Source organism: Neptunicoccus cionae (genome assembly GCF_002860325.1).
GTDB classification, from domain to species: domain Bacteria; phylum Pseudomonadota; class Alphaproteobacteria; order Rhodobacterales; family Rhodobacteraceae; genus Amylibacter; species Amylibacter lutimaris.
Genome location: NZ_PKOJ01000002.1, coordinates 322,694 through 338,389, shown reverse-complemented (window position 1 = coordinate 338,389; position 15,696 = coordinate 322,694). Strand labels below are relative to the sequence as shown.

The 15,696-nt window shown below is 58.1% G+C and carries 15 protein-coding genes; 11 read left to right on the top strand and 4 right to left on the bottom strand.

Features of this window, described 5'->3' with window-relative positions; genetic code table 11:
• Positions 1-55 precede the first annotated feature (55 nt).
• A complete protein-coding gene (locus tag C0U40_RS07525) occupies positions 56-682 on the bottom strand; it encodes an ImuA family protein (protein ID WP_101655141.1) in 627 nt (208 codons plus the stop codon).
• A 106-nt stretch (positions 683-788) separates the two neighbouring features.
• Between C0U40_RS07525 and C0U40_RS07520 the strand changes: the two genes are divergently transcribed.
• A complete protein-coding gene (locus tag C0U40_RS07520; RefSeq protein ID WP_101655140.1) occupies positions 789-1,835 on the top strand; it encodes an aldo/keto reductase in 1,047 nt (348 codons plus the stop codon).
• Between the two features lie 26 nt (positions 1,836-1,861).
• Here C0U40_RS07520 and C0U40_RS07515 read toward each other — a convergent pair whose 3' ends face one another.
• Both C0U40_RS07515 and C0U40_RS07510 read right to left on the bottom strand, forming a co-directional pair.
• Complete coding sequence (locus C0U40_RS07515; RefSeq protein ID WP_101655139.1) at positions 1,862-2,746, bottom strand: DMT family transporter; 885 nt, start codon at positions 2,744-2,746, stop codon at positions 1,862-1,864.
• 98 nt (positions 2,747-2,844) lie between these two features.
• Positions 2,845-3,813, bottom strand: coding sequence for a GlxA family transcriptional regulator (locus tag C0U40_RS07510; protein WP_180957648.1), 969 nt, complete (start codon positions 3,811-3,813; stop codon positions 2,845-2,847).
• Positions 3,814-3,892: 79 nt separating this feature from the next.
• On the opposite strand from C0U40_RS07510, the gene C0U40_RS07505 reads away from it, so the two are divergent.
• The 9 genes from C0U40_RS07505 (at position 3,893) to C0U40_RS07465 (ending at position 14,492) form a co-directional block, all read left to right on the top strand.
• A complete protein-coding gene (locus C0U40_RS07505; RefSeq protein WP_101655137.1) occupies positions 3,893-4,804 on the top strand; it encodes a 3-keto-5-aminohexanoate cleavage protein in 912 nt (303 codons plus the stop codon).
• A gap of 2 nt (positions 4,805-4,806) precedes the next feature.
• Positions 4,807-5,310, top strand: coding sequence for a hypothetical protein (locus C0U40_RS07500; protein ID WP_101655136.1), 504 nt, complete (start codon positions 4,807-4,809; stop codon positions 5,308-5,310).
• A gap of 59 nt (positions 5,311-5,369) precedes the next feature.
• Positions 5,370-5,567 (top strand): hypothetical protein, encoded by a 198-nt coding sequence (locus C0U40_RS07495; RefSeq protein WP_101655135.1) that lies wholly within the window; start codon positions 5,370-5,372, stop codon positions 5,565-5,567.
• A gap of 113 nt (positions 5,568-5,680) precedes the next feature.
• Positions 5,681-7,138: a carnitine 3-dehydrogenase gene (locus tag C0U40_RS07490; RefSeq protein WP_101655134.1), complete on the top strand. Its 1,458-nt coding sequence runs from the start codon at positions 5,681-5,683 to the stop codon at positions 7,136-7,138.
• A 96-nt stretch (positions 7,139-7,234) separates the two neighbouring features.
• Complete coding sequence (locus C0U40_RS07485; protein ID WP_286134843.1) at positions 7,235-9,217, top strand: CocE/NonD family hydrolase; 1,983 nt, start codon at positions 7,235-7,237, stop codon at positions 9,215-9,217.
• Positions 9,218-9,488: 271 nt separating this feature from the next.
• A complete protein-coding gene (locus tag C0U40_RS07480; protein WP_101655429.1) occupies positions 9,489-11,075 on the top strand; it encodes an ABC transporter substrate-binding protein in 1,587 nt (528 codons plus the stop codon).
• A 17-nt stretch (positions 11,076-11,092) separates the two neighbouring features.
• Complete coding sequence (locus C0U40_RS07475; RefSeq protein WP_101655132.1) at positions 11,093-12,049, top strand: ABC transporter permease; 957 nt, start codon at positions 11,093-11,095, stop codon at positions 12,047-12,049.
• Complete coding sequence (locus tag C0U40_RS07470; RefSeq protein WP_101655131.1) at positions 12,046-12,858, top strand: ABC transporter permease; 813 nt, start codon at positions 12,046-12,048, stop codon at positions 12,856-12,858. Before C0U40_RS07475 ends, C0U40_RS07470 begins: the two co-directional genes overlap by 4 nt.
• Entirely contained in the window at positions 12,855-14,492 is a 1,638-nt protein-coding gene (locus tag C0U40_RS07465; RefSeq protein ID WP_101655130.1) for an ABC transporter ATP-binding protein, read from the top strand. The genes C0U40_RS07470 and C0U40_RS07465 overlap by 4 nt, the downstream gene beginning before the upstream one ends.
• A 75-nt stretch (positions 14,493-14,567) precedes the next feature.
• Here the strand turns inward: C0U40_RS07465 and C0U40_RS07460 are convergent, their stop codons facing one another.
• Positions 14,568-15,188 (bottom strand): NAD(P)-dependent oxidoreductase, encoded by a 621-nt coding sequence (locus tag C0U40_RS07460; RefSeq protein ID WP_101655129.1) that lies wholly within the window; start codon positions 15,186-15,188, stop codon positions 14,568-14,570.
• Positions 15,189-15,293: 105 nt separating this feature from the next.
• Here C0U40_RS07460 and C0U40_RS07455 point away from each other — a divergent pair, with 105 nt between their 5' ends.
• Complete coding sequence (locus C0U40_RS07455) at positions 15,294-15,665, top strand: winged helix-turn-helix transcriptional regulator (RefSeq protein WP_101655128.1); 372 nt, start codon at positions 15,294-15,296, stop codon at positions 15,663-15,665.
• The last annotated feature ends 31 nt before the right edge of the window (positions 15,666-15,696 follow it).

Sequence of the window (15,696 nt, the reverse complement as noted above, 5' to 3'; positions counted from 1 at the left end):
CAACGACGTTGCGCGCCTGTCAGGGTCTGTCAAGCGGGATGTCGCAAAAGGCGGGTCATTCAGCGGCAATATCGGGCGCAATATCCGGTGCGGTTTCGGAATAGATCTTCGCCTGTTTCCTTTCCCAGCCAAGCGTCCATGCCGCAGGGGGCGCCATGCGGGCGCGGCGGCGTTGCAGCAGCCAGCGGCTTTGGCCCTTGGTGTGACGGGGGGCCATATGCCAGCGGGTTTCAATACCTTGCGCGCCGCCGTCGCCGGGTGTCAGCAATAGCGGCAGGATTTTGATCTTGCCCAGTTCCGCCCCGCTTTGGGTGGCAAGATGCAGACGGCGGATCGGGGTCAGGGCAGGGGGTTTATCACATTCCGCGACCACCAGCGGGACGCAACCTGCCCGCAGGGTTTCTTCCATGCACCACAGGATGTCTTCGGCCCGCTTGGGGCGCACAAAGGTAATGCGTCCGGGATCGAGAAACCGCACGACCCCTTGGGGGTTCAGATCATCGGGATGCCAGTCGGGTTTGATCCACAGAATAGGGGCATCACTGCGGCTGGCGATCATCAAGGCAAGGCTGCGCCGTGACGGCCCGCAGAGTTCGTGGGCGCGGTCGTAAGGCAGGCTAATACCCTGTGCGATCTGGAGGGCGCTGGCGGGTTTCAAAGGTTTGCGAGTCAGAGTGTTCATAGAGTGCAGATTAACGTGTTCCTGATTTGTTCTCAATCCTTTTCCGCGTTGACAAGTCGGGAAATCCCTCCATGTTTCTGCGCAACTGATTAAAGGACAGCCCGAAATGCGTTACCGCCAACTTAGCACGACCGACCTGAAACTCAGCGAACTGGCTCTCGGGTCAATGACATGGGGCACCCAGAACACCGAAGCAGAAGGCCACGCCCAGATTGAACGTGCGCTGGAGCGGGGGGTGAACATCATCGACACCGCTGAAATGTATCCCACCAACCCGCTGTCAAAAGAGACCCAAGGCGACACAGAGCGCGTTATCGGAAGCTGGATTGCCGCGAACAAGGCGCGGCGCGGGGATTTTGTGCTAGCGACCAAAGTATCGGGAAGCGGCTATAAAAACGTGCGGGACGGGGCGCCGATCAGCCGCGAGACGATCCACACCGCGCTGGAAAACTCGCTGCGCAGCCTGCAAACGGATTATGTGGACATCTACCAGTTGCACTGGCCCAATCGCGGGTCGTACATGTTCCGCCAGAACTGGAACTATGACCCGACCGGGCAGGACCGCGCTGAAACCCTGCGCCACATGCAGGAGGTATTGGAGACCATCGGAGAGCTGGTAGAGCAAGGCAAAATCCGGCATTTCGGCCTGTCCAACGAAAGTGCATGGGGCTGTGCGCGTTGGGTGCGCATGGCCGAGGATATGGGCCTGCCGCGGGTGGTGTCTGTGCAGAACGAGTATTCCCTGATGTGCCGTCTGTTTGATACGGATATGGCCGAAATGGCCCATCAGGAACAGGTAGACCTGCTGTCCTTCTCGCCGCTGGCCGCCGGACTGCTGACAGGGAAATATCAGGGCGATGTTGTGCCGGAAAAATCCCGCCGCAGTTACGTAAACGATCTGGGCGGGCGGATCACGCCGCGCACATTGCCCACGGTGGCAGAATATCTGGCAGTGGCGCAGAAACACGGGTTGAACCCCGTGCAAATGGCGCTGGCATGGTGCCGCACGCGGCCCTTTATGGGATCGGCCATTTTCGGGGCGACCAGCATGGAGCAGCTTGATATTGCCCTTGGATCTGCTGACGTGGAATTGTCGGACGAGGTTCTGCAAGACCTTGATGCGGTGCATAAGGCCCATCCGATGCCTTACTGATATAACGCGTGGCAGCGGCTGGTGCTTCAACCCGCCTGCCGCGCCCGCCAGACGATGAACAGGCCGGAACAGACGATCAGGCCGGAGCCGAGCAGGATTGTCGGGCTGAGGCTTTCCCCGAACAGGATTACGCCAAGGGCCACGCCGAACAGAAGGCGGGTATAGCGGAACGGGGTCACGGCGGAAATCTCTCCGGTGCGCATGGCTTTCATCAGGAAGCTGTAGGCAAAGACGCCGGAAAATACGGCAGCGCCCAGCACCAGCCAGCCGGAGCGGTCGAGCCACACGAAGGGCTCCCCGCTCCAGAGGGCGAACAGGCTCCCGGCGACCACAACTGACAGGAACCCGTAGAGGCCAAGCAGGGCGGTGCTGATGCTGGCAGGTGCCGCGCGGCTGGCCAGATCGCGGCCCGCAAATCCCAGCATTCCGATCACCGCCAGCAGAGAGAGAGCCGAAAAGCTGTCACTGCCGGGCCGGATGATGACGATAACGCCGATCAGCCCGATCACAATGGCCGCCCAGCGCTTCCATCCGACGGTTTCCCCGAACACCAGCGCGGCGCAGGCTACAACCACCAGCGGCGTGGCTTGCAGGATCACGGTCGCCGCAGACAAAGGGGTGAGGGTAATCGCAAGGAAATAGAACAGCCGACCGGTGATCTCAAATCCGACGCGGATGCGCATGGGACGGGAGACCACGTCAGGGGTAAACAGCGGCGCGCCTCGCAGCAGAGTGAGGCTGGCGAACACCAGTGCGCCGCCCAGTCCGAAGAAAATCATCACCTGTCCGAGCGGCATGATCGCTCCGGCGGCCTTTATCAGGGCGTCTTCTATCGCAAACACGCCCATCGCTGCGATCATGAACAGCGTCCCGATCAGATTGGCGGACATTGAAACGGGGCGTGAAGTCATTGGATTTCCTGAACGAACCGGCAGAACCGCAACATGCCCCTGCGCTGGCGACAGTGGTGTCGTGTCGGGGCGATCTTGTCAATCGGGCGTTACGGAGGCTATCGTCTGCGCAAACGGCTTGGCGCGGTGCCAAAGGACTCTTTAAAAGCGCGAGAGAAAGCGGGGAGAGAGTTAAACCCGCAGCGCACGGCGATTTGTTGCAAAGGGTCGGGTGTATCGACGACCAGACGGCGGGCTTCGGCCAGCCGGAGCGCGCGAAAGGTCTGCCCCGGTCCACTGCCGGTTTCGGCGCGAAACAGCATTTCCAGCCGACGCACCGAAAGTCCGCAACGCCGCGCAATCTGGCTGACGGGGATCGGGTCTTCGAGATGTTCTTCCATGAGTTGCAAGGCGCGGGCTACCGGAGGAGAGCGGCGTTGCAGCCGCGAAACAGAGACCAGAGACTGCGGGTCGGAGCCGGCGTGGACGGGATCATAAAGAAAGGTGCGCATCACGCTTTCGGCAAGACTTCTGCCATGGTGGCTCTGGATCAGATGCAGCATCATGTCGATGCAGGGGCTGGCCCCGCCAGTGGTGATGAACTTTCCGGACTGGACGAACCGGTCGCGCACCACAGTAATTTCGGGAAAGGCGAGTTCTAGCTTTTCCAAATCTTCCCAATGGGTTGTGGCGCGGTGCCCACGTAAAACGCCACAGCGGGCAAGTATTTCGCCGCCCCCGTCAATGCCGCAGGTCAGCGGGGCGTTATGGATTGCAGGCAAAATGCGGCGTAAAACATCCGGCGTGCTTTGAGCCTTGATGTCAAATCCCGCAATAAGAGCCAGCATGTCCGGCGGGGGCAGGCGGTCTGCGGGATTGGCGGGAACAGTCAACCCCGTGGTCAGCTCTACCGGCGCATCAGTGACAGTGGCAATGTCCCATGTGTAAACCTGCCGCCCTGCCGCGCGGTTGGCAGCGCGCAGCGGATCCAGAACTGCGGCAAGGCAGAGCATATTGCTCTGGGGCATCACCAATGCGCGGCAATGGAAACTGCGCGGCGTGGGCTTCGGAATTTTTGCGGTTTTCATTAAGTTTGTTTCGTAAATTGTAAAGCGCAGCAACGCAAGGGGTGGGAGACTGCACAAAATACCGGAATTGGAGAGCGCCATGCCTTTGGAAATGAACACCGATGTCTTTATCACCTGTGCTGTTACAGGCGGTGGCGGCACACAGGACCGCAGCCCCCATGTGCCCCGTTCCCCCGAGCAGATCGCCGACAGCGCGATCGCCGCAGCCAGAGCCGGTGCGGCAGTGGTGCACTGCCATGTCCGTGATCCCGAAACCGGTGCGCCGCGCCGTGACGGGCATCTCTACCGCGAGGTGACAGAGCGCATCCGCGCTGCGGATGTGGATGTGGTGCTGAACCTGACCGCAGGCATGGGCGGGGATATCGTCTTTGGCGATGTGGAAAACCCGATGCAGATCAAGGAAGCGGGGACGGATATGGTCGGCGCGACAGAGCGTATGGCCCATATTCTGGACTGCCGCCCCGAAATCTGCACGCTGGATTGCGGTACGATGAACTTTGCCGAAGCCGATTACGTGATGACCAACACGCCGGGCATGTTGCGGGCCATGGGCCAGATGATGACGGATTGCGGCGTGAAGCCGGAAATCGAGGCTTTTGATACCGGCCATCTGTGGTTTGCCAAGCAACTGGTGAAAGAGGGTGTGTTGGACAGCCCGGCCCTTGTGCAACTGTGTATGGGGGTGCCTTGGGGCGCGCCGGACGATCTGAACACCTTCATGGCGATGGTGAATAACGTGCCGGATGACTGGAACTGGTCGGCTTTTGCGCTGGGCCGTCACCAGCAGCCTTTTGTCGCCGCCGCAGTTCTGGCTGGCGGTAATGTGCGGGTTGGACTGGAAGACAACCTGATGCTGGGCCGCGGCAATCTTGCTACCAATGAAATGTTGGTGGAAAACGCCGTTGGCATAATCGAGCGTATGGGCGCCAAAGTCATGGGGACGGAGGCCGTGCGCGAGAAGCTCGGCCTGACCAAACGGGATCCGGCGTAATCTTGCGGGTGCGGCAGCTTGCGCTTTGTGGGGCACTGCTCGGGGTGCTGGCCTCCTGTGATCGGGGGACCGCACCAGAGGGCGGGGCGATCCGTGACGATCGTGTGATGATGTCCGCGACCTCCCGCTATGACGCGGGGCGGTTTGCAGGGGACTGGGTTACGCGGGCCGATTTCGGCGGGGACTGGCGCATATCCGGTTTCTCGTTTGATGCAGGCCGCTGGGTAGAGGTGGGGGCCATTGACAGTTCTCGCCGCGCGGCGCGGGTGACACCCGATCAACCTGCTGTATTCACGCTGGCGTATGGTGGCCTGAACGGGGCAGAGCGTCAGATGGTGGTGCTTTGGGTGGACGAAGGGTTCCGCACGGCTGCGCTGTCCACGCGGGACGGGAGTGCAGCGTTCATCGTGGATCGAAAGGCTACAGGTGGTGCCGACCGGATCGCGGCGGCTGTGTCCGCTCTGGAGCATAACGGCTTTGACGTGGCGCGGTTGCGGGTGGAATGACCTATGGATCGGCGTATAATGCGGGGAAAGAGAAACCTTTCAAAATCCGAGGATTACCCATGAAAACGCCGCTTCTTATCGCCCTGGCGGGATTGACCGCTGCCTGTAACGGTCCCGTGTCGGACCAGAGCAACCATCAGTCGCTCGACTTTGAATATTGCCGCGAGATCGCACAGGAAACCATGCGGGCTGGCAATCTGAATTATAATCTTTGCCCGGGCTATATGCCAAACGGCGAAACGATCGAGCTTCCGTAGGTGCGCATTTAGCTAAACGCGCCGCTGCTGGAAGTTTGCCATAAAAAACACCGTCTTGCGGGACCAACCTGTAAGGCGCGTGACCCAGAAAAAAGTAACGATGTAGGTAAAACATGACAAAAGTAGCGGCGATTATCGGTGGTGGTGTGATTGGCGGGGCCTGGGCTGCGCGGTTTCTGCTGAACGGTTGGGATGTGCGGGTGTTTGACCCCGATCCCGAAGCCGAACGCAAGATTGGCGAGGTGTTGAACAATGCCCGCCGCGCCTTGCCGAGCCTGTCGGATCACACGATGCCACCTGAGGGTGCGATCAGCTTTCACGACACAATCGCGGAAGCGGTTGCAGGGGCGTGCTATATTCAGGAAAGCGTGCCGGAGCGGATGGACATCAAGCATCAGACGTTCACTGCAATCACTGCGGCCTGTGATAAGGAGGCCGTTATCGGGTCTTCCACGTCGAGTTTTACGCCGACAGAACTTTCGGGCGAGCAGCAGGACAAAAGCCGGATCATGGTCTGCCATCCGTTCAATCCTGTTTATCTGCTGCCATTGGTCGAAGTGGTTGGCGGCACTACGGCTGCACCGGAAGCGGTTGAAACCTGTATGGAAATCCTGACGTCAATCGGGATGAAGCCGCTGAAGATTGAAAAGGAAATCCTTGGCCATATTGCGGACCGCCTGCTGGAATCTGTCTGGCGCGAAGGGCTCTGGCTGGTCAATGACGGGGTGTGCACCACCGAAGTGCTGGATGATGCGATCCGTTACGGTTTTGGCCTGCGCTGGGCGCAGATGGGGTTGTTCGAAACCTACCGCATTGCCGGTGGTGAAGCAGGAATGCTGCATTTCATCAGCCAGTTTGGACCGACGATGGAATGGCCTCTGTCCCATTTGATGGATGTACCCGATCTGGACGATGCGCTGGTGAAAAAGATTGCGGATCAGTCAGATGCGCAATCGGGGATGTACTCCATCCGCGAATTGGAACGTATCCGCGACACCAACCTTGTGTCGATGATGCGGGCGCTTAAGGCGCAGAACTGGGGCGCGGGCGCTGTGCTGGCGAATTACGATGCAGAAAAGAAAGCCGCGCTGGGCGAGCCGGACCTGTCGGGGCTGGTGCGGACCGTATCGCGGACGGTGCCGTTAGACTGGCTGGATTACAACGGCCACATGAACGAAGCGCGGTATTTGCAGGCGTTCGGGGATGCCACCGACCGGATGATGGAAATTGTCGGTTGTGACGCGGAATATATCGCCTCGGGTGGGAGTTATTTCACCGCTGAAACCCACATCCGCCACATAGACGAGGTGAGCGCGGGGGCAGAGATCACCGTGGATACGCAAGTGGTGTTGGGTGCGGGCAAAAAAATGCACCTGTTCCACTTCATGCGGGCCAGCGACGGGCGTTTGCTGGCAACTGGGGAGCATATGCTGATCCATGTGTCCTTAGAGACGCGCAAGGCCGCACCGCCCGCGCCTCATATCGAGGAAAAGCTGGTAGCGATTGCCAAAGCGCATGAAGCCCTGCCGGTTCCTGAAGGCTTGGGACGGTTTGTCGGGCAGGGCCGCTAAAGGCGTTGTAGCCCGTTTGTAAGGACGAAACAGGGGGATTTCGCATCCCCCTGACCCCCGGCGGGATATTTGGTGAAAATGGAAGCAGGAGCGTTTGTGTCTAGCGAGACGATCTACAGAGTTGAGGAAGAAGCGGATGTGCGTATTCCGCTTTCGGATGGAATTACCCTGTCTGCACGCGTGTGGCGGCCAGTGGGCTGCGGGCCGGTTCCGGCCATTCTGGAGTATCTGCCCTATCGCAAACGGGACGGCACCGCGGCGCGGGATGCGCTGACGCACCCTTATATGGCGGCGCGGGGCTATATCTGTGTGCGGGTAGACATGCGGGGCTGCGGCGAAAGTGACGGATTGTTTGACGACGAATATTCCGAGCAGGAATTGTCTGACGGTGTGGAGGTTGTGAACTGGCTGGCGGCGCAGGACTGGTGTTCCGGTGCGGTCGGAATGATGGGCATTTCCTGGGGTGGTTTCAACGGGTTGCAGATCGCAGCGCTGGCGCCCGAGCCTTTGAAGGCTGTGGTAACGATCTGTTCGACTACGGACCGTTTTGCTGATGACATCCACTATAAGGGCGGTGTCATGTTGGGCGAAAATCCGGGGTGGGCCTCGACGGTGCTGTCGTGGTTTTCCACACCGCCTGATCCGGCGCTGGTAGGACAGAACTGGCGGGATATCTGGTTGGACCGGCTGGAGAACACGCCATTTCTGGCAGAGCGGTGGGTGGCCGAACAGGTTCGCTCGGCCTATTGGGCGCATGGTTCGGTTTGCGAAGATTACAGTGCGATCAAGGCTGCGGTCCTGACTGTAGGCGGCTGGCATGACGGGTATCGCAACACGATGGGGCATCTTGTGGATAACCTCTCTGCGCCGGTGAAGGGGATCGCGGGGCCATGGATTCATAAATACCCCCATTTCGCCGTGCCCGGTCCGCAGATTGATTTTCTTGGAGAGATGCTGCGGTGGTGGGATCACTGGCTGAAGGGGATAGACTGCGGCGTTGAAGCTGATCCGGCGTATCGTTGTTACGTGATGGACAGTGTTGCGCCGGAAACGTCGTTTACCCATCGGGCAGGCCGTTGGGTCGGGCTGGAACAGCCGCGCGGCGCGGGGCTGCGACGGTTTTACTTGAACGGAGCGGGGCTCGCCGATGAAGCAGGGTCGGTGTCCCGTGAGGTGGGTACCGATCTGGCCTGCGGGCGCGGCACGGGAGAGTATTTTCCCTTCGGGTTCGGCCCGGGTGAATTGCCCGACGACCAGAGTGCAGATGATGCGCTTTCCATGTGCTTTGACAGTGATCCGCTGGATCGTGGAATGGATATTGTCGGACGTGCGAGGGTCAAACTGGCGCTGTCAAGTGACGGTCCCCGTGCGCAGATTGCGGTGCGGTTGAACGATTTGCGCCCCGACGGCAGCTCTGCACTGATTGCCCACGGATTTCTGAACTTGCGGCAGCGGCAGGGTGCTGACAGGATGGTCGATATGCCTGTGGGCGAAACGGTTGAGGTTGAGGTTCTGCTGGATCAGATCGCCTATCACCTGCCTGAAGGGCACCGCCTGCGGATTGCGCTCTCGCCGTCCTATTTCCCGTTCATATGGCCCGAAGCCGAGCCGGTGACGTTTTCTGTCTCCGGCGGCTGTATTGAACTGCCGCATCTGGAGGGGGAGGGGGCTCCGGTTGCCTTCAAAGGACCAAAGACTGCTGCACCGTTGGAGTTGGAGCAACTGACGCCGCGCAATGAAAGCAAGGATATCCGGCTCGAAGGCACGCGGATCGTCCATGAAATTATCGGGGAAGACGGGGTCGTCCGCAATCCGGAAACGGGTCTGGAGACCCGCGAGAAAGTCCATGAAGTTTTCTCCGCCGAACGGTTTGATCCTGCCACGGCCTCTGCCTGCTTTACGTGGGAACGCAGTTACGGGCGCGGTGACTGGCGTGTTTTGATCAATTCGTTCTTACGGATGGAAAGCACCGGCGAGGACCTTGTTCTAACGGCGGATCTGCGCGCTTCGGAGGTTTTGCGGGATGGTGAGGTGGAGGTGTTTCAGCGGGACTGGCGCGTTTCGGTGCCGCGTTTGTAAAGAAAATTGACTGGACTGATGCGGGTGTTTTCGGGGAAGGTAATCTCCTCCTTTATCACTGGGCATTCTGTCTACCCGCGTGAAAGACGAAATTGTCGCGAAACGCACCCAAATGGTCGGGTGCGGTGTGCGATGCAGCGCCAATGGTGCAAAAGTGAACGGAGACAAGGGGTTAAAGTAAAGAAAAGCTTGCGTTCGGGGGGTGAACCACCGCACGCTCTGTGTCATAAGTTATAAAAAGAAGAATCTGCTAATCTAGGGAGAAGACATGATGAACAACGAACTTAAGCATCTGGCAGCACGGGTTGCGCGCAAAACAGTGTCCCGCCGGGATTTCCTGGGACGCGCGGGCGCCCTTGGTGTTTCCGCGGTTGCTGCGAACTCTTTGCTGGCTGATGCGGTCAGGGCGGCGGGTCCGAACAAGGGCGGCCATCTGGTGCAGGGGCTTGGCGGTGGTGAAAGCACCAACACGCTTGATCCCGCGCTGACAGCGTCCCAGGTGCCTTTCGCAAATTTGCGTCACTTTGGCGAAACACTGGTCGGTGTTTCCGAAACCGGTGAACTGACACCGCGACTGGCCGAAAACATTGAAGCCAGCGACGACGCCAAGGTCTGGAACTTCAAGATCCGCAAGGATGTTGAATTCCACAACGGCAAGACAATGGATGCCAACGACGTGATGCGGACTATGGAGCGTCACTCCAACGAGGATTCAAAATCCGGCGCGCTTGGCATTATGCAGGGCATCGAATCCATGAGTGTGGATGGTGATACTTTTGCTGTGACACTGAAAAGCCCGAACGCGGATCTGCCCTACCTGCTGGCGGACTATCACCTTGTGATCCAGCCTGATGGCGGCTTTGACAATCCGGGGGCTGGCATCGGGACCGGCCCTTACACTGTGGACGTGGACGAGCCGGGTGTGCGTCACGTATTCAAAAAGAACCCGAACTACTGGGGTGGGGATGTCGTGAATTACGACAGCGCCGAAGTTCTTGTGATCAACGATGCAACTGCACGGACAGCCGCGTTGCAATCCGGTCAGGTCCATATGATCAACCGTGTAGAACCCAAGGTTGCCAAGCTGATCGACCGTGCGCCTGGTGTTTCTATCAAGAACGTTGCGGGCCGTGGCCACTATGTGTTCATCATGCATTGTGACACAGCGCCGTTTGACAACAACGAACTGCGCATGGCGCTGAAATACGCGATCAACCGCGAGGAAATGGTGGATAAGATCCTGCGCGGCTATGGCACAATCGGGAACGATCTGCCGATCAATGCAGCCTATCCGCTGTTCGACGATACGATCCCGCAGCGCAAGCACGACATTGAAAAGGCCAAGGAGCATTACGCGAAATCCGGCCATGACGGATCGCCGATCATCCTGCGTGTTGCCGATGGTGCCTTCCCGGGTGCGGTCGACGCGGGTGCATTGTTTCAGGAAAGTGCACGTGCTGCCGGTATCCCGCTGGAAATCAAGCGCGAGCCGAACGACGGTTACTGGTCCGAAGTCTGGAACAAGCAGCCGTTCTGTGCGTCCTACTGGGGTGGACGCCCTGTACAGGACCAGATGTATTCCACAGCCTATCTGTCGACTGCTGACTGGAACGACACGCGCTTCAAGAACCCCGAGTTTGATGCCCTGCTGAATAAAGCCAAAGCAGAGCTGGACGAAGGCAAGCGCAAGGCGATCTACAGCGAAATGGCCCATATCCTGCGCGACAATGGCGGTTTGATCTGTCCGATGTTCAACGATTTTGTTGATGCGGTCAGCGATAAGGTTGCAGGCTACGTGCTTGATCCGAACGCAGAGCTGTCCAACGGCTTCGCACCTGTTCGTACCTGGTTTGCATAAGCAGGTTTGAACAGCTCATGCACCCCATTTTGAAACTTCTGGTTCAGCGCATCGCGCTGAGCCTTCTTTTGCTGCTCGCTGCTTCGGCAATGATCTTCATCGGTACCCAGATATTGCCCGGCGACGTGGCGCAATCCATTCTGGGACAATCCGCAACACCGGAATCCCTTGCAAACCTGCGCGCCGAGCTGGGTTTGAACGAACCGGCTCTGACCCGTTATTTCGACTGGTTGTTCGGAGCGCTTCAGGGGGATCTTGGGACGGCTTTGACCAATGGCAGGGATATTGCCGAAAGTCTTGGGACGCGTCTGAAGAACACCATGTTTCTGGCGTTTTGGGCGGCTGTGATTTCTGTGCCTCTGGCGATCTTTTTGGGGCTGCTGGCCGTGCGGTATCAGAACCGCTGGCCCGACAAGTTGATTTCAGCGGTAACGCTGACGTCTATTTCCATACCGGAATTTCTGATCGGTTACGTGTTGATGTATTTCATCTCGGTCAAACTCGGCTGGTTTACCTCTGTGTCCACCATTTATGATAGTATGTCCCTTGGTGAGAAACTGAGCGCGATTGCTTTGCCGGTGACAGTTCTGACCCTTGTGGTACTGGCCCATATGATGCGGATGACACGGGCAGCCATCCTGAACGTGATGCAATCCGCGTACATCGAAACAGCCGAACTGAAAGGTCTGTCGATGTTCAATATCATTCGCAAACACGCGTTCCCGAACGCTATTGCGCCGATTGTGAACGTCGTCATGCTGAACCTTGCCTACCTCGTTGTAGGGGTTGTGGTTGTAGAAGTGGTCTTTGTCTATCCGGGCATGGGGCAATATCTGGTGGATCACGTGTCCAAGCGGGACGTGCCAGTGGTGCAGGCCTGCGGTCTGATCTTTGCTGCGGTTTACATCGGCCTGAACATGGTCGCTGATATCGTGTCCATTTTGGCTAACCCAAGACTGAGGCATCCGAAATGAGAATTCCTATCAGTGCTATGATCGGTCTGTTTTTCACCGGTCTCTATTTCTTCATCGCTATTTTTGCCCCTTGGCTTGCGCCCTATGGCATGACCGAGGCTGTTGGCGATGTGTGGGAACCTGCAAGTTCGACCCACTGGCTCGGGACGGATAGTATTGGCCGTGATCTGCTGACACGCATGATCTACGGCGGGCGGACCACGATCTGGATCGCAACTGCGGCGACGATCCTGTCGTTTACGACCGGTTCCGTTCTTGGCCTGTTGGCCGCAACGATCGGGGGATGGGTGGATCAGCTTCTGTCCCGTCTGGTGGACCTGCTGATGTCAATCCCATCCCTGATTTTCGCGCTGGTTGTTCTTTCGGTGATGCCGGTCACGATTACCGTTCTGATCCTTGTGATGGGGCTTCTGGACAGCACACGGGTCTATCGTCTGGCCCGTGCAGTCGCTGTGGATATCAATGTGATGGACTATGTAGAGGCTGCAAAGCTGCGTGGTGAAGGACGTTCGTGGATCATCTTCCGTGAAATCCTGCCCAACGCCCTGTCGCCACTGGTGGCGGAAATGGGGCTGCGGTTTATCTTTATGGTGCTGTTTGTTTCGACGCTGTCGTTCCTCGGGCTCGGGGTGCAACCTCCGGCGGCTGATTGGGGCGGGATCGTGAAAGAAAACAAGGAGGGTATCGTCTACGGTATCCCTGCGGCACTGGTACCTGCGGTGGCAATTGCGACACTGGCTATTTCCGTGAACCTTGTGGCGGACTGGATTCTAAACCGAACCACCAGCCTGAAAGGAGGTCGCGGATGAGCGATGCTTTGCTAAAGGTACGTGACCTGAAAATTGGTGCGACGGTTTATCCGCCAAGCGGGAAACCCCATGATATCGAAATCGTGCATGGGGTCTCTTTCGAGCTGGAGAAGGGCAAAGTCCTTGGCCTGATCGGGGAATCCGGTGCGGGTAAGTCAACCATCGGCCTGTCGGCCATGGCCTATGGCCGCGGGGGGGTGAAGATCACCGGCGGTGAGGTCTGGGTGAACGGGCAGGATATTCTGAAGCAGGGTATCCGCGACCTGCGCCGTTTGCGCGGCGCGAATGTAACCTATGTCAGCCAATCCGCGGCAGCCTCTTTCAACCCTGCCAAGAAGATCATGGAGCAGGTAACAGAAGCGGCAATCCTTCAGGGCAAGTTTTCCCGAAAGGAAGCCGAAGAACGCGCTGTACATCTGTTTGACAAACTGGGCCTGCCCAATCCTGAAAAGATCGGCAACCGGTATCCCCATCAGGTTTCGGGCGGGCAGCTGCAACGCTGTATGACTGCTCTGGCCCTGTGCCCCGAGCCGGATCTGGTGGTGTTTGACGAACCGACAACTGCGCTTGATGTGACCACCCAGATTGACGTTTTGATGGCGATCAAGGCGGCGATCCGAGATACCGGCGTTGCGGCGCTGTATATCACCCATGATCTGGCGGTGGTTGCGCAGGTGTCTGACGACATCATGGTGCTGCGCATGGGGGAAACCGTGGAATACGGTCCTGTGGACCAGATCATCAACAACCCGCAGGAAGAATATACGCAGGCACTCGTCTCTGTGCGTTCCATTGATCACGAGGAAAAGCTGCCGACACCCGATCCGGTGCTGACGGTGAACCACGTGACTGCCCGGTACAGGGGCACGAATTTCGATGTGCTGCGTAATATCAGCGTAGATTTGCACGAAGGTCAGACGCTGGCTGTTGTCGGGGAAAGTGGCTCTGGCAAGTCCACGCTTGCGCGGGTGATTACCGGCCTTCTGCCGCCTGCAGAGGGCGAGATCAACTTCGCAGGTCGCGCACTCAGCCCGGCACTGGAACAGCGCAGCAAGGAAGATCTGCGAGAATTGCAGATGATCTACCAGATGGCCGATACAGCGATGAATCCGCGCCAGACGGTAGGAACGATCATCGGACGTCCGCTGGAGTTTTACTTCGGAATGCGAGGTGCCGAGAAGCGCAAGCGCATCAAGGAGTTGCTGGAAGAGATCGAGATGGGCGACGGCTTTATCGACCGTTATCCGGCAGAGCTTTCCGGCGGTCAAAAACAACGTGTCTGTATTGCGCGCGCATTGGCGGCCAAGCCCAAGCTGATCATTTGTGACGAAGTGACTTCCGCTCTCGACCCGCTGGTGGCGGACGGCATCCTGAAGCTGCTCTTGAACCTGCAAAAGATTGAGAACGTGGCTTATCTGTTCATCACCCACGATCTGGCCACAGTGCGGGCCATCGCGGACAGTATTGCGGTGATGTATCAGGGGAAGGTGGTGCGCTACGGGACAAAATCCGAAGTGCTTTCGCCGCCGTTTGACGATTACACTGATCTGTTACTGTCTTCCGTACCAGAGATGAAGCTTGGCTGGTTGGAAGAAGTCATTGCCCATCGCAAGATGGAAAGTGCGGGCAACTAGGCCTTGTCGGCTGCGATTTCCCGTTCGATAACGGCCTGCGTCTGCATAAAGCGGACGCAGGCCGGTTTTTTTTAATTATGCAGAAATCACAGTGAAAAGCTGGCCTTTGTGCTTTGGTGTTTCCACTTCATCCATAAGGGCAACTGCGTAGTCTTCTGCCGAGATTGCGCTGTTGCCTTGGCTGTCTGTCAGCAGGACACGCCCACCACTTCGGTATGCGCCGGTACGCTCCCCGGGCGCAATCAGCGATGGTGGGGCTATGACTGTAAAATCCAGCGCCGAAGCCGCCAGTTTTTCAGTCGCAGCGCGCATGGCTTTGGCCTCTTGGGTGTAAGGTTCTGGCACAACATCTGCGACGGGGTTTCCGTCTGGCAGGTCAAGGGAGCCGGCCCCGCCGACAAGCACCAGACGTTTGGTTCCGACAGCGCCTATCAGGGCGTCGATATAGGCGAGCGCTTCAACCATCGTGTCATCGCTGGATCGGGGGCTGACGGCGCTCACGACCACATCGGTTTTCGCCACTGCATCACGCAGTGCTTCGCTGTTGGCCAGATCAAGAGATAGTGGCGTAACCCGCGGGTCGTCATCTGCCGGCGCCGAACGGGAGGCGGCCAGTATTTCATGGTTACGAGAGCTGGCTTCAACTTTAATGCGTGTACCGATCATGCCGGTTGCACCCAGTAGCAGTATTTTCATTTTATTTCCTTCACAAGCTAGGTTACTGTTGGTAACTACTTACTTTTGGTAAGCGCCGGGTGGAATACGCACTCTTGCGTCTTATAGTTATCTGGAGGGAAGCGTATGTGTGCGAAGCGGGCACAGAACTATGATTGTCCGGTACGGGATGTGCTGGACCGCGTCGGTGATGCCTGGTCGGTTCTGGTCATTCTGGAACTGTCGAAGGGAAATGCGCGATTTAATGCGCTCTGCCGTGTAATCGGAGGAATTTCACCCCGTATGCTTTCGGTTACGTTGCGCCATCTGGAGCGGGACGGGCTGGTGGTACGCCGCGTAATGGACGTCAAGCCTCCGCAAGTAGATTACGGGCTGACAGATTTGGGCCATTCGTTGCACGGTGCAATTTCTGCGCTGTCCCGCTGGGCAGAGGAAAACCAACCTTCCATTCGAGACAGCCGTAGCGCCTTTGACGAGCGCGAAACCGCCGCGGCTTGACGGAAAACAGGCTTGCTTTCCCGCCCTGATC

What these genes read in the sequence shown, in the direction of transcription:
- C0U40_RS07455 (WP_101655128.1), top strand. Translation starts at nt 15,294, where the DNA reads ATGTGTGCGAAGCGGGCACAGAACTATGATTGTCCGGTACGGGATGTG.
- C0U40_RS07525 (WP_101655141.1), bottom strand. Translation starts at nt 682, where the DNA reads ATGAACACTCTGACTCGCAAACCTTTGAAACCCGCCAGCGCCCTCCAG.
- C0U40_RS07510 (WP_180957648.1), bottom strand. Translation starts at nt 3,813, where the DNA reads ATGAAAACCGCAAAAATTCCGAAGCCCACGCCGCGCAGTTTCCATTGC.
- C0U40_RS07465 (WP_101655130.1), top strand. Translation starts at nt 12,855, where the DNA reads ATGAGCGATGCTTTGCTAAAGGTACGTGACCTGAAAATTGGTGCGACG.
- C0U40_RS07490 (WP_101655134.1), top strand. Translation starts at nt 5,681, where the DNA reads ATGACAAAAGTAGCGGCGATTATCGGTGGTGGTGTGATTGGCGGGGCC.
- C0U40_RS07495 (WP_101655135.1), top strand. Translation starts at nt 5,370, where the DNA reads ATGAAAACGCCGCTTCTTATCGCCCTGGCGGGATTGACCGCTGCCTGT.
- C0U40_RS07480 (WP_101655429.1), top strand. Translation starts at nt 9,489, where the DNA reads ATGAACAACGAACTTAAGCATCTGGCAGCACGGGTTGCGCGCAAAACA.
- C0U40_RS07470 (WP_101655131.1), top strand. Translation starts at nt 12,046, where the DNA reads ATGAGAATTCCTATCAGTGCTATGATCGGTCTGTTTTTCACCGGTCTC.
- C0U40_RS07515 (WP_101655139.1), bottom strand. Translation starts at nt 2,746, where the DNA reads ATGACTTCACGCCCCGTTTCAATGTCCGCCAATCTGATCGGGACGCTG.
- C0U40_RS07505 (WP_101655137.1), top strand. Translation starts at nt 3,893, where the DNA reads ATGCCTTTGGAAATGAACACCGATGTCTTTATCACCTGTGCTGTTACA.
- C0U40_RS07520 (WP_101655140.1), top strand. Translation starts at nt 789, where the DNA reads ATGCGTTACCGCCAACTTAGCACGACCGACCTGAAACTCAGCGAACTG.
- C0U40_RS07460 (WP_101655129.1), bottom strand. Translation starts at nt 15,188, where the DNA reads ATGAAAATACTGCTACTGGGTGCAACCGGCATGATCGGTACACGCATT.
- C0U40_RS07475 (WP_101655132.1), top strand. Translation starts at nt 11,093, where the DNA reads ATGCACCCCATTTTGAAACTTCTGGTTCAGCGCATCGCGCTGAGCCTT.